We start from the raw sequence: 20,374 nt of genomic DNA, 5'->3' as shown, positions 1-20,374 counted from the left end.
TTGAAGTTGAATGAACGCGTTGACTTACGCGCAATAACGTTCATAACATCGGCGACCGCCCCGCCAACTGTGGTGCGGGTCACCCTTGGGAGAGAGTCATGCGGACCCTGCCTCTTCTCGGCGCCGCGGCGTTGGCCGTGGCGGCGACCACGGTGGTACCGGTGTCGTCCGACGCCGCACCGCCGGACGCGACGTACACCATCACGGTCGACGCCAAGAAGTCGTTCAGCCCGACCACCGACACCCCCGCGAGTAGCTATGTCGACAAGGACGGCACGTTCTACTTCCAGCAGGCGGCCGCGCTCTACGGCGCGGACCAGCCGCGTGAGTGGGATTTCTACAGCGGGCGCGATTTCGACAGCTTCACCAAGAACCCCATCAGCACAGCGGTGAACCCGGCCAACCCCGCCGACCGCAACGACGACACGACCTGGCGCTGCAACAACAGCCCCACCGGCAAGGAGTCCACCTACCCGCCCGCCGGGTCGGGCTACTCGCAGCGCAACTTCTGTGACCTCGTCGGCACCTGGGTCGATCCGGACACCGGCGACTGGTACGGCCTGATCCACAACGAGTTCACGCCCGAGCCGTTCGGCGCCTACTCGTTCTCCCACTACGACGCGATCGACATGGCCGTGTCGAAGGACCAGGGCAAGACCTGGACCATCTCCGACCACGCGATCACCTCGCCTTACAGCACCGAACGCGGTGACACGTCGGCCTTCCCGCATCAGACGTTCGACTACGGCGACGGCGACCCGCGCCTGTTCGTCGACACCGCCTCCGGGTACTTCTACGTCTACTACGGTTCGCGCATCGTGCCGAAGGCGGGCGCCGGCGGCCCGATGACCGGGCTGGCGCACGTCGCCCGCTCGCCGATCTCGGCCAAGATGGCGTCCGGCTCGTGGCAGAAGTGGTTCGACGGCGGATGGACCCAGCCCGGTGTCGGCGGCCGCGAGAGCAACATGGTCCCCGTGTCCGCCCCGGGCGACACCGGTTACACACCCGTCGCGGACGACTACGACCCGGCCAACACCGGCAACGTCAGCGAGCAGATCGCCGCGGGACAACTGCCGCGCAAATCGGATCTGTTCATCATGAACATCGCCTACAACGCGCATCTCGGTCTCTACATCGGCGCGCCGGAGGCCGTGGACAGCGTCGTCCCCCAGCGGTATTACGTGACCGACGATCTGACGACGCAGAAGTGGCGGCTGATCGGCGACACCGGGAGCTACACCAACCAGTCGTGGTACCGCTGGTTCGTGGACGCCGCGAACAAGACGAACTCGACCATCATCGGCAAGCAGTTCCGGTCGTACTGCGCGGTGGCGTGCTCGAACAACGCGGGCGGTGAATACACCACCCAGACCATCACGTCGTCCGCACCCGCACCGTCCCCTGTGGACACTTCACGCAAGTACCGCATCGGCCTCGGCGACGGCCGGGTTCTCGCGCAGGGAAACGGAACCGCGACGACGTCCGTCGCGAGCACGACCGGCTCCGACCGCGAGGCGTGGCAGTTCTCGTCCGACGGCGACGGCTCGTACCGCGTCACCAACGCCGCCACGGGCCAGCTCCTCGGCGTCGACGCCGTGCAGGCGGGCCGGACGTGGGGCGCGAAACCCACCGTGACGTCGTCCTCGACGGTGGGGCAGCAGTGGTTCGTCATCCCGTCCACTGCGGACAAGGGAACCTTCCGGCTGGTGAACCGCTACAGCGGGCTCGTGCTCGGCCTTTCCGGCAAGGCCTCGCGGCTGGCGGAGACCACCCCGCTGCGCTCCTGGACAGACACCACCGGGAACGCCGTCGGAGGTGGCCGGACCGCGGCCGAGCAGACGCTGAAGTTCACCGACGCCGGCGCCGGCACTCTCGGCGGGGTCCACACCCTGGCCGCGGCAGGCAAGAACCTCGACGACCCGGACTCGTCGACGGCCGCCGGCACACCTCTGGTCACCTGGACGCCGAACCAGGGCGCCAACCAGAAGTGGCTGTTCACCAGGCAGACCGACGGTTCCTACACCCTGACCAACACGCATTCGAAACTGTGCGCCGACGTCGAAGGCGGAGCCACCACCGCGGGCGCGCGCGTCATCCAGTGGACGTGCACGGGCGGGTCCAACCAACGCTGGACCGCGGCGAAACAGCCCGACGGCACCTACAAACTCGCCAGCGTCCGTTCGGGCCTGCTCCTGACCACGGCGTCCACTTCGGACGGTGCGGCCGTCACACAGCGGGCCGACATCGGTTCCGCGCTCCAGTCGTGGTCGATCGGCTGATCCGGGCGGCCCGCTCCTTCGGGGGCGGGCCACCCGGGTTGCGTTCGTGTGGCACATCACACTCTCACTGCACGCTCCCGCGCCGCAACCGTCTCCCCTCATGAGAGCACTTTCGGTGAAAAGTTCACCGAAAGCGTGGAGGGAGAACACCATGAAGCACACCGGCATCGTCCGTACCGCCACCATCACCGGCGTCGCCGCCGCGCTGAGCCTGGCCGCCATCGTCCCGGCGCTGGCGAGCCCGCTGAACAATCCGCTGACCCCGCCCTCCGGCGACCCGGTCACCACCGTGGCCGACCTCGACGGCAACGGCGAGATCGAGACCGTCACCGCCCAGCTCACCGGCGACAACGACCAGGTCGTCTCCGCCACCGTGAACGGCACCTTCACCTCGATCCACCTCGGCGCCGACAGCTCCGTCCCGCTCGAGGCCCCGCGCGTCACCGACCTCAACGGCGATGGCCGTGCCGAACTGATCGTCACCCAGTCCGTCGGCGCCAACACCACCTTCTTCACAGCTCTGCACTACGACGGCCGCAACCTCAGCCAGGTCGTCGACAACGACGGCAAGCCGCTGTCGATCGCCGAAGGCGGTGGCGTCGCCGCCCACCTGGGCTACCGGTGCACCCCGCTCGAAGGAGGCGGCCGCACCTTCGAAACCGTCGCCGCCGAAGCCGACGACGTCGGCGCCGACCCTCTCACCTACTCGGGCACCCGCACCGTCTACACCCTTCGCGACGGCGCGCTGACCACCCAGAAGACCATCCCGATCACCAACCGCCCGGTGACCGACCCGGTGCTCGGCACCGACGCCGCCACCTGCGACCAGGCCGGGAGCTGACGTCGCCCGCGAACAGTCGTGAGTGGCGATTCGGGCTTATCGAGGGGGCAAAGGTGGCATGTTGCGAAAGCCTCTTTCGCAACGTGACGGAGGCGGGGTGCGCGGTCGGGTCAGGTGGTCGTGAGTGAAAAGGGTCGTTCTAACGACCCTTTTCACTCACGAATCGCCACTCAGGGCCAGCCGTACCCGCTACGGTGCGTAGGTCAGGCAGTTGGCGGCATGGTCACCCTCGCCCGGCCCTACCCGGACACTCGATGCGGTGCATTCCAATGCGGAATTGTGGCGGCAATCGGACCGGGAGCAGGCTCCCACCTGCGCGGTCACTCGATCGAGTCCGCCTTTGGTGTTGAGCGGGACGAACGTTCCGCAATCGGCCGATCCATTGCCGCCACCCACCGTGATGGCGAAAGCGTGACAGCCGTCGTGGTTGTACGAGCATCCGCTGACCGTGCATTCGTGGACAGCGGGCATTTCGGTGGTGGTCATAACGACTCCTGTACTTCGTGGTGGTGGTGTCGTTCGGTATGACCAGGGTTACACCGCCCCGTTCCCGCGGCAATTCGGAGAAATTCGTTCACGTCCGGCGAGCAGCCGTTCCAGCCAGGACTCCCTGGCGGCGAGGCACGATCGGGCGACGGCCGTTTCCGGCGCGAGATCGTAGAAGCCGTGGAAGGCGCCGCTCCAGACGTGCAGTTCCGCGTCTCCCCCGGCGGCCCAGATCGCACTCGCGTACGCCACGGCCTCGTCCCGGAACACCTCGACAGCGCCGACGTCGATGAAGGTCGGCGGCAATCCGCTGAGATCCGTCGCACGGGCCGGGGCGGCATACGGTGAGACATCGGGGGCGCCTCGCCGGTCCCCGAGGACCATCGTCCACGCCGTCAGGTTGCTGGTCCGGTCCCAGACGCCGACACCGTCGTACCGGCGCGCGGACACGGTCTCGTTCCGGTCGTCGATCATCGGGCACTGGAGCAGCTGACCGGACAGCACCGGCCCGCCGCGGTCGCGCGACAGCAACGTGACCCCCGCGGCGAGACCGCCTCCGCCGCTCCCACCGAAGATGATCAGCTTGCCAGGGTCGAAGCCCAGCTCGTCCGCGTGCGCGGCCATCCACTCCAGTCCGGCGTAGCAGTCCTCCACCGGCACCGGATGCGGATGTTCGGGCGCACGGCGGAATTCGACGGTGACCGCGACGGCGTCGTACTTCATGGCCCAGTCGACGAGCGGATGCACCGACGCGAACCGGTCGCCCATCACCATTCCGCCGCCGTGCACGTGGTAGATCCCCGGCCCGCCGCCGCGATGATCCCGGCGTGCGATGACGGAGACCGTGATCTCCGCGCCGTCGTACCCGGGGATCTCGTGGTCGGTCCAGGTGACCGGACGGTCGCCGATCTGCTCTTCGATCGTCGGGAAAGGCAGCGCCCGGTAGCGCTCCAGCTGATCCGCCGTCATGCCGACCGGCACATTCCCCGCGAGCACGGGCAGTACGGCGGCGAGTTCGGGATCGTATGCGGGTTCCACCATCCGCGCGAGCCTAGCGACCGGGCGCCGACATTCCGTATACGCCGGCTCAGAGATCGAGGTCGAGACGTGAAGACGCGCGGGAGACACAGCAGTACATCCGTCCCGGTGGCGCGCCGCCCGCACCCGCCGCAGGAGGGTCGTCGAGAAGCAGCCGAGCGGTTGAGCTTCGCACGACTCGCTCTCCCTTTGTCTTTTTCTCCTTTCCTCACGGTAAAATCGGCTCCGTCGGCCGCGCCGGCATCACCACACGACAGGGCGAGCGACCGGAACCGCCCGTCCAGAGCCGGAACTCGCGAGTTCGCCGCTCAAGCACGCGAGTTCGCCGTCCAAGCACGCGAGTTCGCCGTCCAAGCACGCGAGTTCGCCGTCCAAGCACGCGTGAGACGGGCTGAATCCGGCGAAAACACCTCGATAGGCCGGAAAAGTGCGCTAGCCGCCCCGTTCCGGGCTGCCTACGCTGAATTCCGCGCACGGGAACCACAAACGTCCTCGGGAGTCTCCGATGAGAGCAACGAGAATCGTGTTCTGCGCCCTGTTCGCCCTCGGCGCCGCCTGCCTTTCCCCGACGGCTGCGGCGGAGCAAACCGCGTTCACCCTGTCCAGTTCCGCGTTCGCCGACGGCGGCCTCATGCCCAAGGTCCACGAGTGCACCAGCGGCGGCGGGCAGGACCCGGCCAAGAAGAACGAGTCGCCGCCGTTGGCCTGGTCGGGCGCTCCAGCCGGGGCCAAGAGCTACGCGATCGTCATGCGCGACCTCGACAACGCCGGCCTGATCCACTGGGTCATCTACGACATCCCGGTGACGACGGCCTCGCTCCCCCAGAACGTCCAGCACGTCTACCGGCCACCGGTGCCCGTCGGCTCCAGGCAGGTCTACTACCGCGGGAGCGCGAGCCTCTACGGCTACCAGGGCCCGTGCTCGCCCTCCACCGTGAACACCTACGAGTTCGTCGTGCACGCCCTCGACCAGACGTCGCTCACCGGCCTGAACTCCGGTTCGTCGACCCGGACCGCCGCCAGGGCGATCACCGCGGCGTCGATCGGCTCGGCGAGGATCACCGGCGAGTCGTAAGTCCCCTGGTCACCCGTGGCAAAATCGGCCCAATGCAGATCGGGATGCTGGGGCCCTTCGAGGTGCGCACGGACGACGGCGGTCTCGCCGACGTGCCGGGTGCCCGGTTGCGCGGGTTGCTGATCGCGCTCGCGCTCGAACCGGGCCGGGTGGTCCCGAAGGCGACGCTCGTCGACTGGATCTGGGGCGAACAACCTCCCGCCGACGCGACGAACGCCTTGCAGCGCTTGGTTTCCCGGCTGCGCAAGGTGCTGCCGGAAGGGGTCGTCGAGGGCCAGACCGACGGCTACCGGCTGAAGGTGTCGCCCGACGCCGTCGACGCCGTGCGGTTCGAGCGTCTCGTCGGCCAGGCCCGCGGCGACGAGGAGCCGAAGCGGCTGCGTGAGGCCCTCGCCCTGTGGCGCGGCGCGGCCATGCAGGACGTCGGCCTGCAGGACAGCGGCGCCTTCGACGCGGCGATCGCCCGGCTCGAAGGGCTTCGCCTGACGGCGCTGGAGGATCGGTTCGACGCGGAGCTCGACCTCGGCCACGGCGCGAAACTGGTCACCGAACTGACCGATCTGGTGGCCGCGCATCCGCTGCGTGAGCGCCTGGTCGCCGCCCTGATGCGGGCCCTCGCGGCGACGGGCCGCGACACCGAAGCGCTGCTCGTGTACCAGCGCACGCGGGAAGCCCTGGCCGACGCGCTCGGCGTCGATCCGTCGCCGGAGCTGTCCGCGGTACACGTCGCGCTGCTGCGGGGCGAGCTGGGACGGCGTGAAGAGAACCGCAAGACCAACGTGCGCGCCGAGCTGACCAGCTTCGTCGGCAAGGACGCCGACGTCGCCAAGGTCCGCGACCTCGTCGCCGGGCACCGGCTCACCACGCTGCTCGGTCCCGGCGGCTCGGGAAAGACCCGGCTGGCCACGGAAACCGCGCGCACCTTGCTCGGCGATCTGCCGGACGGGGCATGGCTGGTGGAACTCGCGGCCATCGGCCCGGAAGATGATGTCGCGCAAGCTACTCTCGCCGCGCTCGGGCTGCGGGACGCCCTGCTCGGCGACTCGTCGAACGCGGAGCCCGTCGAACGGGTCATCGCCGCGATCCGGGACCGGGAAGTCCTGCTGATCCTCGACAACTGCGAGCACGTGATCGAGGCGGCCGCGGCGTTCGCCCATCGTGTGCTCGGGGAATGCCGCCGTCTGCGGATACTGGCGACGAGCCGGGAGCCGCTCGGTATCACCGGCGAGACGTTGTGGCATGTCGTGCCGCTGGCGGTGCCGGACCGGCACGCCGGCGCCGCCGAGATCGAATCCTCCCCCGCCGTCCGGTTGCTGCGGGACCGGGCGAGCGCGGTACACAAGGATTTCGTGGCTGACGAGACGACTCTGTCCACCGTGGCGCGCGTGTGCCGGATCCTGGACGGGATGCCGCTGGCGATCGAACTGGCCGCGGCCAGGCTGCGCACCATGTCCATCGAGCAGCTCGCGAACCGGCTCGACGACCGGTTCCGCCTGCTGACCGGCGGCAGCCGGACCGCGCTGCCCCGGCACCGGACGCTGCGCGCCATGGTCGACTGGAGCTGGGAGCTGCTGTCCGACGCCGAACGGACGGTCCTGTGCAGGCTCTCGGTGTTCTCGGGCGGGGCGAGCCTCGAAGCGGCCGAGCGGGTCTGCGTCAGCGAGGCGGTCGAGCAGTACGAGGTCCTCGAACTGCTCACGACGCTGACCGAAAAGTCGCTGCTGGTCGCGGCGGGCGACGAAGCGCCGCGCTACCGGATGCTCGGCACGATCAAGGAGTACGCCGCGCAACGGCTCGCCGAGGCGGGCGAAACGGTGGTGGCGCGCCACGCGCATCTCGCTTATTTCACCGAGCTCGCCGAGGCCGCGGAGCCGATGCTCCGTCGCGCCGAGCAGCTGGAATGGCTCGCCAAACTCAAGGCCGAGCACGACAACATCACGTCCGCGATGCGTGGCGCCCTCACCGCGGGCGAGGGCCCGGAGGCGATGCGGCTCGCGGCGGCCTGCGGTTGGTACTGGTGGCTCAGCGGGCACCGCACGGAAGGCATGGAGCTGGTCAGCGCGGCCGTCAGGACGCCGGGCGAGGTGTCCGACGACGTCGCGGCCGTGGTGTACGGGCTCGTCTCGCTGTTCGTGAGTTCCGGTTTCGCCGACGAACACACCGCGGCGAAGTGGATCCACGAGTCGTACCGGCTGGGCACGCGCAGTGAGAACAAGCACCCGCTGCTCGGGCTCGTCGTCCCGTTGGAACGCATGCTGGCCGGGGACGAAGCGCTGTCCGCGTGGGAACCGGTGCTGGGGGACGAGAACGACTGGGTCCGCGCGCTGGGCAGGCTGCACCTCGGCAAGATGCGGATCACGCTCGGCCATCCCGGCCGGGAGGCGGACGAGTATCTCGAGCAGGCGCTCGCCGAGTTCCGGGCGATCGGCGAACGATTCGGGATCTCGTTCGCCCTGACCGAACTGGCGGACCGCATCGCCACTCGCGGCGAGTTCGCCACCGCATGCGCGTACTACGAAGAGGCGGTCACGGTCGTGACCGAGGTCGGCTCCATGGAGGACCTCATCCGGCTGCGGTCGCGGCAGGCGCAGCTGTACTGGCTGATGGGCGACGAGGAGGCCAGCGCGGCCGCGGTGGCCGAAGCGCAGCGGTACGCCGAACGCGTCACCTGGCCGGGCGCGCTGGGCATGCTCGCCCTCGCGCACGCGGAACTCGCCCACTGGCGCGGGGAAACCGAGGAGGCGGCGCGGCAGCTCGACATCGCGACGACCGTGATGGGCGACGAAGCCGGCCTCGGCCACGTTCGCGCCATCAGTCACGACCTTCTCGGCTATTTCGCGGAGGAGCTCGAAAAGTCCCGTGAACACCGGCAGGCGGCCTGGCACGCGGCCGCCGAGGTGCGGCACGTGCCCCTGATCGCCCACATGCTCGTCGGGATCGCGGATCTGGCCCTGCGCCAGGACGATCCCGAGCAGGCCGCACGGCTGCTCGGGGCGGCCGACGAGCTGCGCGGGCTGCCGGACCGGTCCCGTCCGGACGTGACCCGGATCGAGGAGACCGTGCTGCGCCGCCTCGGCGAAGCGAAATTCGCGGAGGCGGCGCGAGAGGGCACCGAAGCGGACTGGAAGCGGCTGGCCGAGGTCACGCTCGCTTCTTGAACGTCGAGGACGCCCACAGGTATCCGGCGAGCGCGATCCCGGCGCACCACCCGAGGGCGGGGAGCACGTCGCCCGCGGCCGGTGCCCCGTTGAGCAGCCCGCGCAGGGTCTCGATGATCGGCGTGAAGGGCTGATACTCGGCGAACTCCCGGAGCCCGGGTCCCATCTTTTCGGCGGGCACGATCGCGCTGCTGAAGAACGGCAGCATGACCAGCGGCACCGAGGCCATCCCCGCGGTTTCCGGCGATTTCGCCGACAGCCCCAGCGCGACCGTGAGCCAGGCCGCCGCGAAACCGAGCAGGACGACGATCCCCACCACACCCAGCCAGTCGAGGAAACCGGCCGCCGGGGAGAAGCCGAGCAGGAAGGCCACCCCGGTGAGTGCCGCGATGGCGAGCAGGTTGGTCAGCACGCTGGCGACGACATGCCCGTTCAGCACCGCGCCGCGGGAGACGTCCATGACCTTGAACCGGTTGATGATGCCCTTGGTCATGTCGGAGTTCACCGCGGTCGCGGTCGCGCCGAGCCCGTAGCAGACGGCCAGCAGCATCAATCCCGGCGTCGCGTAGTCGACGTAATCGACGCCGACGCTGAACGCGTCTCCGAACACGTACACGAACATCAACATCATCACGACCGGCATCAGGATCGCGTTGAACACCGAGGTCGGGTTGCGGACGAGGTGCTTGAAATTACGGCGCAACATCACCGTGGACGCGGATTTCACTTCACTGCCTCCGTGCTGTGGCCCGTCAGGGCGAGGAAAACGTCATCGAGATCAGGGGTGTGGACGGAGAACTCTTCGGCGGCGACCGCGTACTCGTCGAGCCGGTCCAGCAGCGAGCGCAGCGATTTCGTCCCGCCGTCGCTGGGGATCCGCAGGGCGAGCGCCTCGTCGTCCCTGGTCGCCCCGGGGAGGATCCGCGCGGCCGCGTCGAGTTCGGCGACGGTGGTGAACCGCAGCCGGACATGCGTTCCGGGCATCCGGCGCTTGAGTTCGTCGGGAGTGCCCTGTGCGACCAGGCGGCCCTGGTCGAGGACCGCGATCCGGTCGGCGAGCTGGTCGGCTTCCTCGAGGTACTGGGTGGTGAGGAAGACGGTGACGCCGCCGCCCACCAGCTCACGGATGATCGACCACATCGTGCGACGGCTGCGCGGGTCCAGTCCCGTGGTGGGCTCGTCGAGGAAGATGATCCGCGGATCGCCGACGAGCGTCATCGCCAGATCCAGTTTCCGGCGCATACCGCCGGAGTAGGCCGCCGCCGGTTTCCGCGCCGATTCCACCAGGTCGAAGCGTTCCAGCAGGTCGGCCACGACCCGCTTGCCCGCGGTCCCGCGGCTCAGATCCGCCATCAGCTGCAGGTTCTCCTGGCCCGTCAGCAGTTCGTCCACCGCCGCGAACTGGCCGGTGACCCCGATCGCCGCGCGCACCGCCTTGGCCTCGGTCACGAGGTCGTGGCCGGCGACCTTCGCCGTCCCGCCGTCGGCCTTCATCAGTGTGGTCAGCAGGTTCACCGTCGTGGTCTTCCCCGCCCCGTTCGGGCCGAGCAGGGAGAAAATGGTGCCGGCGGGGACTTCCAGGTCGATACCGTCGAGCACGACCTTGTCCCCGAAGGTCTTTCGCAGTCCCGAAACCGCGATCGCTGTTTCTGTCATGGGCACACTCTGGGCGGCCACGCTGACACGCCCCCGCCACGCCGCTGACACGGGTGGTGTCAGCGCCGTGTCAGCCCGATGTCAGGGCTCGCGAGGACGGTGGTGGTCACAACCACCACGAAAGGCGAAGCGATGACTCAGACGGTTCCCATCCCGCAGGGCCTCCCGATGGACCGCGACGCGGGCCCCTTCGACCCGCCCAGCGAGATCACCCGGCTGCGCGAGGCCCGCCCGGTGAGTCCCATGGTCTTCCCCGACGGCCACGAGGGCTGGCTCGTCACCGGCTACGACGAGGCCCGGCAGCTGCTGGCCGACACCCGGTTCAGCTCGCGCCAGGACATCGGCATCCTCCACGCGCCGTACGAGACCCCGGGGATGCCCACCCCGACCGAGCCCTCCCCGCCGATGCCGGGCATGTTCGTCGCCATGGACCCGCCGGACCACGGCCGGTTGCGCAAGCGGCTCACCGGCGCTTTCACCGTCAAACGGATGAAGCAGCTCGAAGACCACATCGTCGAGATCACCGAACGGCAGCTGGACGCGATGGCCGCGCTGGTCCCGCCGGTCGATCTGGTCAAGGAGTTCGCGCTGCCGGTGCCGTCGCTGGTGATCTGCGAACTGCTCGGCGTCCCCTACGAGGACCGGGAGAACTTCCAGGCCGACTCAGCCCAGCTCATGGTCAGGGACCAGACGCTGGAGGAGAAGATGGCCGCCTTCATCGGGATGAACACCTTCCTCACCGAACTGGTCACCCGCAAACGCGAGACTCCCGGCGACGACATCCTGTCCGATCTCGGCCGCCACGACGACCTCACCATCGAGGAGCTGACGGGAGCCGCTTTCCTGCTGCTGCTCGCGGGCCACGAGACCACCGCGAACATGTTGTCGCTGGGCACTTTCGCGCTACTGGAACACCCCGAACAGCTGGCCGAACTGCGTGCCGACGCGGAGCTGCTGCCCGGCGCCGTCGAAGAGATGCTTCGCTACCTGTCCGTCGCCGACATCTTCTTCCGCTACGCCACGGAAGACCTGGAACTCGGCGGTGAAACGATCCGCGCGGGGTCGACCGTCATCATCTCGCTGCTGGCCGCCAACCGTGACCCGCGGCGGTTCCAGAATCCCGACGCGTTGGACCTGCGTCGCAACGCCCGCGGCCTGTTGTCCTTCGGGCACGGCATCCACCAGTGCCTCGGCCAGCAGCTGGCGCGGATCGAGATGAAGGCGGGTTTCGAGGGATTGCTGCGCCGCTTCCCGACGCTCGCGCTCGCCGTCCCCGCCGGCGAGGTCAGGCTCAAGACCGACATGAACATCTACGGCGTCCACGAATTGCCGGTCACCTGGGAGTCCTGAGTGTTTGGCTCAGCGTCAACGCGGTGAGCGCGATGGCGAAGCCGGTGAGCTGCCAGCCGGTGAGGGCCTGGCCGAGCACGAGGAACCCGGCGGCCGTGGCGACGAGGGGGTTGGTCAGCGTCAGCAGGGAGACCGACGCCGGGGCGAGGCGATCGATGCCGCGGAACCACAGCGGATAGGCCAGCGCGGTGGTGACGATGCCGATGTAGGCGTAGCCGAGCAGGTTCGCGGTCGTCAGCGAGTCCGGGAGACCTTCGAACAGGAGCGTCGCCGGGGCCAGGACGACTCCGCCCAAGGTCAGCTGCCAGCCGGTCATCGCCAGCGGATTCTCGGGGCGGCCCCATTTCTTGGTCAGGATCAGGGAAACGGCCATGAGCCCGACGGCGGCGAGCATGGCGGCCAGGCCGAGCGGGTCGAGGCGGGCTTCCGCCGAAAGGGTCAGCAGGGCGACACCACCGGCGCCGACGATCGAGGCGAGCAGGATCGGCGCCGGTGTCCGGACCCGGAGGATCGGCAGCGCGAGCAAGGCGACCAGCAGCGGTTGGAGGGCGCCGAGGGTCGCGGCGACCCCGCCGGGAAGGCGATACGCGGCAAGGAAGATCAACGGCAGGAAGGCACCGAAGTTGAGCATTCCGAGCACGGTCGTCTTCCACCACCAGGATCCGTGCGGGAGCCGTCTGGTCAGTGCCAGCAGGAGCAGCCCGGCCGGGAGAGCCCGCAGCGCGGCGGCCAGCAGTGGCCGGTCCGGGGGCAGGAGGGTCGCGGTGACGACGTACACGGTGCCCCAGCTGGCCGGTGCCAGTGCGGCGAGCGCGGCGTCACGGAGCGTCGGTTTCGCGGCCGCCTGCTCGGTCGGAGCGACAGGCCGTTCGGCGATGACCGCCATGATGTCTCCTCACTGATAATCTCAACGTTGAGATAACAGCAGCGACTTCTGTCAATGTCAAGTCTCTTAATGTTGAGACGATTGGAGGGTGTCATGGCCGACGCGGTGGACGCGGTGATCGCGCTGTGGCGGCACGAGCGGCCGGACCTCGAAGACAAGCTCTGGCCCGCCGAGGTGATCGGCCGCGTTCAGCGGCTTTCCCGGATCCTCGACCGGAAGCTCAAGGAGTTCAACGCCCGGCACGACCTGGAGTCGTGGGAGTTCGACGTGCTCACCACGCTCCGCCGATCAGGCGAAGCCGACGGCCTGACACCCGGCGCGCTGCTCAAGGCCGCGATGGTCACCTCGGGGGCGATCACGAACCGGATCGATCGCATGGAGGCCAAGGGCCTGGTCGAGCGGGTGCGCGACAGTGACGACCGCCGTTCGGTCAAGATCCGGCTGACCGGCAAAGGCCGCGAAGTCGTCGACGAGGTCTTCGTACTCCACCTGGAGAACGAAGCCGACCTCCTGCCCGATCTGAAACCGGCGCAGTGGGCCGAACTGATCGGCGGCCTGCGGCTGCTGCTCGAACACTTCGGCGACACGTCACTGGAGTGACTTCAGCGCGGGCGGTGTACACCCAGCCACCGCGTAGCCGGGCCGAAGCCTCACGCCGGGTCGGCGAGGATTCCGCTCACGTAAGTCCCCGGATGCGTGGCGGCCAGTTCGCGGTGAGCGGCTGGGTCCGGCCCGGCGGAATGGTCGTCACCCGCGTCGGCTTCCACGTGCCAGAACCCTCGGCGGGCTTCAGGATCGAGAGTAGACGGGGACCGTTCGTGTCACGTCCAGCCGAGCGGGGTGACCTCCGCCGCCGACGTCCACGGGCCGCGCCCGCCCGCCTCGGTGAGGGCGCGGAACCGCACATAGCGCGCCCGAGTGGGCCAGAACCGCAGGGTCTTCCGGGCGGCGTCGTCGGCGAAGGTACCCGTGGCGACGGGGCTTCCCCAGGCGGACCCGTCGGTGCTCAGGCAGACCTCGTACGCACCGACGCGGCCGTGGCCGGAACCGTCCTGGCGCGGCAGGTAGGCCAGGCCGGTGACGGTGCGGGCGGCGCCCAGATCGAGCTGGATTTCGTGGGGCAGCGGGTCTTCCCCGCCGGACCACTTGGTGTGCCAGTGGGTGGCGGGATCACCGTCGACGGCGTTCGTGGCGGCGCCGGACTCGCCCACGGTCTCCTGGCTGTCGGCCGAGCGGACGGTGGCGGCGAGCGGCCCGGAGCCCATCACCGGGTCGCTGATGCTCTCGGCGCCCGTCTCGACATGCCCCGCGAAGCGACGAAGGAAGCCGTCCGGCCCCTGAACGGTCAGGTCGTACCAGCCGCCCATGCCGCCTTCGGTGCTGAACCAGTCCTCGACCGTCGCGCCTTGGGCGACCGTGTACGTCCACGGTCCGCCACCCCGGTTGCCGGTGCGCACGGTCAGCTCGCACGCCGCGCCGGCGTTGGTCATCGTCAGGTACACGACGCCGGAACCCGGCCGCAGCACGACTTCCGGATTCGGCGCGCCGCCGGTGGTCGCGGTGATCCGATTGCCCGCGAACCGCCTCAGGAAACCGTTGGGGCCGTGCGCGGTGAGGTCGTACGCGCCCTCCGGGGAACCCACCTGCCAGTAATCCGAGAGCGTCGCGTTCCCGCCGAGTGTGTAGCGCCAAGGCCCATCGGTGCGGTGCGCGTTGGCGTACACGGAGAAATGGGCGCCCGCGGTTCCGGTGTTGGCGAAGTCGATCCAGAACCGCTCGGCCGTCACTCGTCCGGAAACCGCCAACCGGTAAGGCAAGGGCCTTGCGGGCCGGACACCGGTCTCCGGCACCGGAAGCTTCTGCACGGAAGGCGGCTGCGGCTGAGTGTTCCAGGGCCCGCTCGTCGGCACCGGTTCGGTCAGCGCCGGATAGGTCGCGTTCGGCGCCGTGGTGTCCAGCGCCGAAGTCAGGTCGCCGCATACGGTGCGCCGCCACGGCGAGATGTTCGGCTCGGCGACGCCGCTCCACCGTTCCAGGAACCGCAACACCGAGGTGTGGTCGAAGACCTCCGAGCACACCTTCCCGCCCCGGCTCCACGGCGAGATGACGAACATGGGCACCCGCACCCCCAGCCCGATCGGCTCACCGGAGACGAATTCGTCGGTCGTGGCCACGGAACTCTTGCCCTCGTCGTCCGAGGCGGGTGGGGCGGGCGGTGGCATGTGGTCGAAGAAGCCGCCGTCCTCGTCGTAGGTCAGCAGGAACAAGGTCTTGTTCCACACGCCGGGTTTCGAGGCGATCGTGTCGAGGATCGACTTCACCAGCTCGGCCCCGGTGTTGGGCCCCCACGCGGGATGTTCGGTCTGCGATTCCGGCGCGACGATCCACGACACCGACGGCAGCCTGCCCGCGTCGACATCGGCCTTGAAGGCGACCGGCAACTGCTTCGGCGCGACCCTGGCCAGGCCCCGGTCGTACAGAGCGCGCTCGGTCGCGGTCAAGGTCGCCACCCCCGCGGCCAGTCCGTCGAGCAGCCGGGTCCGTTCGGCGGCCGAGGCCGAATCCAGGGCGTAGTAGAAGTACTCCAGCTTCGGGAAGGCTTTGCCCGCGGAGTCCTTCACCTTCGACAAGGCCTTGGCGCCGACGGCAAGGAAACTGCTGAAATAGTCCAGCGAATTGTCGCCGTAATTGTCCCATTCCTGATACACCCGCCAACTGCGGCCCGCGGCCTGAAGCCGCTCGGCGTAGGTCTTCCAGGTGTAGCCGGTGTGCCCGGGGTTCTGCCACGCGTCATTGCCGATCGCGCGGGTCGTGCCGTCCGGTTCGAAGCCGAGTTTGCCGGTGAACAGATACATCCGGTTCGGGTTGGTCGGCCCCATTTCCGAGCAATGGTAGGCATCGCAGACCGTGAACGCGTCGGCGAGTTCGTGATAGAACGGCAGCGCCGAACGCCGGTGATAAGTCAGCGAGCGAACACCCTTGGCCGCGCGCCACGCGTCGTGGCGGCCCTTGTTCCACGCCCGGTGCCCGCCGGACCAGCTGTGGTCGACGTCGGCCATGAACTGGTCGTCGATCGCGTACGGCAGGAGCGTTCCCGCGCCGTCGGGCTGCTGGAAGACCGAGGCCCCGGAAGGCAGTTTGATCGCGGCCGGATCGGCGAATCCCCGCACACCGCGCAGCGTCCCCAGATAATGGTCGAACGACCGGTTCTCCTGCATGAACACCACGACATGCTCGATGACGTCGAGCCCGCCCGTCGGCGCCTCGGCGGCGAGCGCCTGCCGGACGCTCGCCGGGAGCAAGGTGAAAGCGGAAGCCGCGCCAGCGGCTTTCAGCAGGGTACGACGGCGCACGGAGCCCTCCCGGAATGGCGTTGAACCCGGTCGATCATGTTCGAAACTGCACCTTTTCGGCGACTATCGAGCAGATAGAAGCATATGGTGCTGATCCGTTCAAGGGTTCCGCCCGCGGGCTGCATGATCGGAGCAACAAGACACGACTTTCGTAGCCGGTTCAGAGGTCGTGAGTGGTGACCAAGGTGTCTTGGCTACCTACGCGGATTCTGCGGCGGTCGCCCCTGGCCTTCATGTACTCGTGAGCGTTAAGGACGGTTATAGAGAGGTAAGGCAAACGTGGCGTTCCGGAGTTGGCGGCAGGAGCGGGACTAGCCGACCAGGCACCTTTCCCACTGTTCATAACGGACTTTTCCGCGGTGAAAGTGTCTGACTTGGGTGATTTGCACGGTTCGGCGAGGGGGTCGTGAAATCGCCCATCTGGGCATCACTCGGACATTGAGTCAGCGGAAAGTGTCCTTGGTGGACACTCGGGGGCGCGGTCAGCTCCTGTCGGCCAGTCCAGAACCACGGCCGCGAAGGCCGCCTCTGCCTTGAGCTAGTGAAGGGGTCCTTCACCGCAGAGGCCCGAACGGCCGGTACTCGTGATCCGGCAGACGACTCGCGCACGCCCGGGTTCCGCCGTGTGTCGTCCATCCAGTCACGCGAAACCCGCGCAACGGCACCGAACACACCGCCAGTTTCCAACTCCCCCACCGATCACGCGGCGGAAACCGTGGTGGGGGCCGCCCCCCTTGAGCGTCCCCCACCCGGTTCACCCGGCCGGCAACCGGCCGGACGTCATTTCGTGTCGCCGTCCGGACGCCCGGACAACGCCGCCACCGCGAGCACCATGACGACAGGCCAGATCACGGCCATCAACGCGATCCCGCCGACGGTGATCGCCGTGACCGAAGCCGCCGTCGCGATCAGCCCGCCGACGGGTGACACGTAACAAAATCCCAACGGGCCCAGAAAGAGCACCCACGACAACGCCACTTTCACCGATTTGGCGGGCGGGCGCGGAACCGGATACCGCCCCGGGCCGACGACCTCCTGATCGTCGCCCTGGTACCACCCGCCGGACATCAGCGGCGGGTGCGGCGCGAAGAAAGCCGGTCTTCGGCCGAACGCCTTGGGCGTCCGCGGATTCGGTACGGCCGGCTCACGCCGGTGATCCTTCGGCCGTCCCATGACACTTTCGGCGCTGCGCATGACGTCCTCCCCTGTCGCCGGCCCGAGGCCTGGTGAAGTCACCCCTTGCCTGGCACAATTACCGGTTGCGGTGCGAAACTTCCGGGTCGTTCTGCCCACTGACCATGCTGACGAGTCGGGGGAGTGGCTGATGCGTCAAATGGAACACAGCGCGAATCCGGCCCCCGGCGATCCGGAGGGCCAGGATGACCGGTTCTCCAACGGGTGATCACGGGGGCTTCGGAACCTGGGGGCGGCTGACGCCCGCGGAGCAGGCCGCTCTCCGGCGCGCGGGCCATGTGAAGGTGTGGCGGCCAGGGCAGATCCTCGCCCTCCAGGGCAGTCCGCCCACCAGTATGTTCGTCGTCCTCCACGGCTGGGTGAAGATCAGCGCCACCAACTATCGCGGCGAGGACGCGCCGCTCGCCGCCCGCGGCCCCGCGGAGATCGTGGGCGAGCTGGCACCGATCAGCGGACTCCCCCGGTCCGCCACCATGTCGGCGATCGACGAGGTGCGCACCCTCGTCGTGCCGAGGGAGAAGTTCCTCGGCGTCCTGCGGGACCGGCCGCGTATCGCGGAAGAGATCTTCCGTACCGCGGCGATCCGGCTGCAGCAGTCCGACAGGCTGCGACTCGAAGCCGGCGGGCCGGATTTCCCGCAACGCCTCGCCGCGGTCCTCCTGGAACTGGCGTTGCAGCACGCCGTCGACTGGACGGACGGGCAGCAGGTCGATCTCCGGTTCAACCAAGGGGAATTGGCGGGCTTCGCGCGCGTCTCACGCAGCACCCTGATCCGCGGCCTCGAAGAACTCCGGCGGCTGGGTGTCGTGCGCACCGCGCGTCAGCGCGTCACCATCACCCGTCCTCGCGCCTTACGGGAATTGGCGGCCGGGCGGCCACCGCCGCCCGTCGAGGCCTGATCGGTCACGAAATCTCGGCTATCCTTGTCGAGGTTCAACTCTCGCAACCGTTTCACGGGGTGGAGGGAATCGGCACGATGAGTTCTTTCTCGGCGAACACCGAACCGGACATCGAATCGGCGTTGATCGATCTCGACGCGGTCTCCTTCACCGCGTTGCGGGAGCTGGACGGGGAAGCCTTCCGCCAGTCGGCGCACCACGTCGTCGAACGCACGACCCTCGTCCGCGCACGCTACAGAAGCGGAAACCCCTCCGGTGGCGAGCGCATCGACTGATGTCGCCGCCTGCCGAGGTTCGCCCCGTGTTCCACCGGTTGTCGTGGCGGGACTTCGACGCGCTGGCGCGCCTTGACGGCGACGAGGAAATGGCCCGGCGGCTGCGGCGGGCCGAGCGAAGCCGTCGCAAACTGCTGATCCACGCGTTGCTGACCGAGGCCACGAAGACAGTGGATCATTCGGGTCCCCTGCCACCGTTGGATTCCGCCTGGGAACTGCTCGCACGTGCGGAAGCACGAGCACCCAAGGCAGTGAACCGGATGCTCACCAACCCGTACACCGGCAGCTGGGCGGGCTACACGACTCGTTTGCTACGCAACGGAATCGACGGCATCGGTCCTTTGTGGATGCATCTGGGCCACGCGCACGCGATCGCGGCGGCAGCGGCGATCCGGGCGGAGCTCGACTTCGAGACGACCATCCCGGCCTGGCACGGCAACGCCATGCTCCCTTCCCTCGGCATGGCGAGATTTCCCGGTACCGCGGCGTTTTCTTCGGCCGTCGTACGAGGCGATAACGGCCGGTACCTCATCTCGAACGCCGAAACGACGGTCCGCCTGCCCGGCTCGCCCGACGCCGATGCCCCGGGCTGGTGGGGAATCCGGCGAGTCCGGAGCCAGGTCGGCGCGCACCGGTTCTCCCTGTGGCTGGACGATCTCGACCCCTATCGGGGGCTCTACGAACCGGTCCCACCGGAAAGGCTGCCTGGCAAGGAATTGGCGGATTGGCAACGGCTGATCGACGAAGCGTGCCGCCTGATCACCGCCCATCTCCCCGGTTTGGCCCGCATCATGCCCGTGGGGCTCGCCTCATTGGTGCCGAGACCCCAGGTGCTCTTCCGGAATCCGAGCGCGTCGACCGGGGAGGCGTTCGGCAGCGCGGTGGTCGGCCTGCCCGCCGACGGCGCGTCCCTCGCGGAGACCTTGATCCACGAGTTCCAGCACATCGTGCTCGGCGGTCTGCTGCATCTGGTCGAATTGTACGAGCCGGATCCCCGTGAACGGATCTACGTGACGTGGCGGGATGATCCGCGGCCCGTGAGCGGTGCCCTGCAAGGGGTCTACGCCTTCTTCGGGGTCACCGCGTTCTGGCGCGCGCTGACCCATGCCGGTCACAGCCCCCGGCGCTCCGGCTTCGAATTCGCGTTCTGGCGCGAGCAGACGTGGCGCACCTTGCGGGTCCTGCGCGAGGACCCGACACTGACCGACGCCGGACGCCGGTTCCTCGATGACATAGCCGAACGCCTCGGCCCCTGGCAGGACGAGCCCGTGCCGGCGGAGGCGGGCGAACTGGCCGCGGCCGCCGGCCGGGATCACCTCGCCGGCTGGCGGGCCCGCCACCTGCGGCCGGACCCGGCCGTGGTGACCGAGCTGGCGGCGGCATGGCTCAGTGGCAGGCCGAGGCCACCCGCCACACTCGACGCCCCGGACCTCCCCCCGACTCCGGTACCGGACGGAGCCTGGTCCCACGCCAGAACGGACCTGATCCGGCTCGCCGTCGGTGGCACACCGCTGTCGCCGGACGGACGCCCGCCGGCGGTGCCCGGCGCCACCGCCGCGGACCTCGCTTACACCGCGGGCGATTTCCTCGAAGCAATCCGGGGCTACCGGCGGGAACTCGCCACGGACCCGGACCGGCCGAACTCCCTGGTCGGGCTGGGCCTCGCGCTCGCCGCACGAGGCCAACACCCCGCCGCCCGCGCCTTGCTGCACTGCCCCGAACTCGTCCGGGCCGTGCATCGGCCCTTGCGAGCCGTTCCACGGCCCCCGACCGTGGAACAGCTCGCCGCCTGGATCGGGCAGTTTGTTCCTGGTTGAGTCACATCAGGATCGGGTCGATGTCGCAGTTGGCGCGGGCGCCTCGGCCTGCTGCTTGTGTTCCGGG

16 protein-coding genes are annotated in these 20,374 nt (G+C 68.8%); 9 read left to right on the top strand and 7 right to left on the bottom strand.

Annotated elements, in window-relative coordinates; genetic code table 11:
- The first annotated feature begins 98 nt into the window (after positions 1 to 98).
- Positions 99 to 2,279, top strand: coding sequence for an RICIN domain-containing protein (locus AC069H_RS38160; protein WP_478235554.1), 2,181 nt, complete (start codon positions 99 to 101; stop codon positions 2,277 to 2,279).
- 151 nt (positions 2,280 to 2,430) lie between these two features.
- Entirely contained in the window at positions 2,431 to 3,120 is a 690-nt protein-coding gene (locus AC069H_RS38155) for a VCBS repeat-containing protein (protein ID WP_478235553.1), read from the top strand.
- Between the two features lie 189 nt (positions 3,121 to 3,309).
- Here the strand turns inward: AC069H_RS38155 and AC069H_RS38150 are convergent, their stop codons facing one another.
- Both AC069H_RS38150 and AC069H_RS38145 read right to left on the bottom strand, forming a co-directional pair.
- The gene (locus AC069H_RS38150; RefSeq protein ID WP_016331847.1) at positions 3,310 to 3,606 is read right to left on the bottom strand and encodes a DUF1540 domain-containing protein; all 297 of its coding nucleotides are present in this window, start codon (positions 3,604 to 3,606) and stop codon (positions 3,310 to 3,312) included.
- A 48-nt stretch (positions 3,607 to 3,654) separates the two neighbouring features.
- Complete coding sequence (locus AC069H_RS38145) at positions 3,655 to 4,647, bottom strand: alpha/beta hydrolase (RefSeq protein WP_478235552.1); 993 nt, start codon at positions 4,645 to 4,647, stop codon at positions 3,655 to 3,657.
- Positions 4,648 to 5,149: 502 nt separating this feature from the next.
- Here AC069H_RS38145 and AC069H_RS38140 point away from each other — a divergent pair.
- Both AC069H_RS38140 and AC069H_RS38135 read left to right on the top strand, forming a co-directional pair.
- On the top strand, positions 5,150 to 5,719 hold the full coding sequence (locus AC069H_RS38140) for a YbhB/YbcL family Raf kinase inhibitor-like protein (protein ID WP_478235551.1): 570 nt from the start codon (positions 5,150 to 5,152) through the stop codon (positions 5,717 to 5,719).
- A gap of 32 nt (positions 5,720 to 5,751) precedes the next feature.
- A complete protein-coding gene (locus AC069H_RS38135; protein WP_478235550.1) occupies positions 5,752 to 8,877 on the top strand; it encodes an AfsR/SARP family transcriptional regulator in 3,126 nt (1,041 codons plus the stop codon).
- Here the strand turns inward: AC069H_RS38135 and AC069H_RS38130 are convergent.
- A complete protein-coding gene (locus AC069H_RS38130) occupies positions 8,861 to 9,583 on the bottom strand; it encodes an ABC transporter permease (protein ID WP_425342090.1) in 723 nt (240 codons plus the stop codon). The genes AC069H_RS38135 and AC069H_RS38130 overlap by 17 nt on opposite strands.
- A 17-nt stretch (positions 9,584 to 9,600) precedes the next feature.
- Entirely contained in the window at positions 9,601 to 10,533 is a 933-nt protein-coding gene (locus AC069H_RS38125) for an ATP-binding cassette domain-containing protein (RefSeq protein ID WP_478235549.1), read from the bottom strand.
- Between the two features lie 132 nt (positions 10,534 to 10,665).
- Between AC069H_RS38125 and AC069H_RS38120 the strand changes: the two genes are divergently transcribed.
- Positions 10,666 to 11,883 carry a cytochrome P450 gene (locus AC069H_RS38120; RefSeq protein ID WP_478235548.1) on the top strand — a complete coding sequence of 406 codons (1,218 nt, stop codon included), beginning with the start codon at positions 10,666 to 10,668 and terminating at the stop codon, positions 11,881 to 11,883.
- On the opposite strand, the gene AC069H_RS38115 is transcribed toward AC069H_RS38120, so the two are convergent.
- The gene (locus tag AC069H_RS38115) at positions 11,867 to 12,769 is read right to left on the bottom strand and encodes an EamA family transporter (protein WP_478235547.1); all 903 of its coding nucleotides are present in this window, start codon (positions 12,767 to 12,769) and stop codon (positions 11,867 to 11,869) included. The two genes, AC069H_RS38120 and AC069H_RS38115, sit on opposite strands and share 17 nt — an antisense overlap.
- Positions 12,770 to 12,862: 93 nt before the next feature.
- Here AC069H_RS38115 and AC069H_RS38110 point away from each other — a divergent pair, with 93 nt between their 5' ends.
- Positions 12,863 to 13,369, top strand: a complete 507-nt coding sequence (locus AC069H_RS38110; protein ID WP_478229800.1) for a MarR family winged helix-turn-helix transcriptional regulator — start codon at positions 12,863 to 12,865, stop codon at positions 13,367 to 13,369.
- Positions 13,370 to 13,590: 221 nt separating this feature from the next.
- On the opposite strand, the gene AC069H_RS38105 is transcribed toward AC069H_RS38110, so the two are convergent.
- Both AC069H_RS38105 and AC069H_RS38100 read right to left on the bottom strand, forming a co-directional pair.
- Positions 13,591 to 16,122, bottom strand: coding sequence for a phosphocholine-specific phospholipase C (locus AC069H_RS38105; protein WP_478235546.1), 2,532 nt, complete (start codon positions 16,120 to 16,122; stop codon positions 13,591 to 13,593).
- 780 nt (positions 16,123 to 16,902) lie between these two features.
- Positions 16,903 to 17,316: a hypothetical protein gene (locus AC069H_RS38100; RefSeq protein WP_478229798.1), complete on the bottom strand. Its 414-nt coding sequence runs from the start codon at positions 17,314 to 17,316 to the stop codon at positions 16,903 to 16,905.
- 185 nt (positions 17,317 to 17,501) lie between these two features.
- On the opposite strand from AC069H_RS38100, the gene AC069H_RS38095 reads away from it, so the two are divergent.
- The 3 genes from AC069H_RS38095 (at position 17,502) to AC069H_RS38085 (ending at position 20,307) form a co-directional block, all read left to right on the top strand.
- A complete protein-coding gene (locus tag AC069H_RS38095) occupies positions 17,502 to 18,215 on the top strand; it encodes a Crp/Fnr family transcriptional regulator (RefSeq protein ID WP_478229797.1) in 714 nt (237 codons plus the stop codon).
- Positions 18,216 to 18,292: 77 nt separating this feature from the next.
- Positions 18,293 to 18,490: a hypothetical protein gene (locus AC069H_RS38090; RefSeq protein WP_340684921.1), complete on the top strand. Its 198-nt coding sequence runs from the start codon at positions 18,293 to 18,295 to the stop codon at positions 18,488 to 18,490.
- A 26-nt stretch (positions 18,491 to 18,516) separates the two neighbouring features.
- Entirely contained in the window at positions 18,517 to 20,307 is a 1,791-nt protein-coding gene (locus AC069H_RS38085; RefSeq protein WP_478235545.1) for an aKG-HExxH-type peptide beta-hydroxylase, read from the top strand.
- The last annotated feature ends 67 nt before the right edge of the window (positions 20,308 to 20,374 follow it).

The organism is Amycolatopsis sp. NPDC043887 (assembly GCF_056435665.1).
Note: the sequence above shows the minus strand (reverse complement) of the source record. Positions and strands in the feature narration are given on the sequence as shown.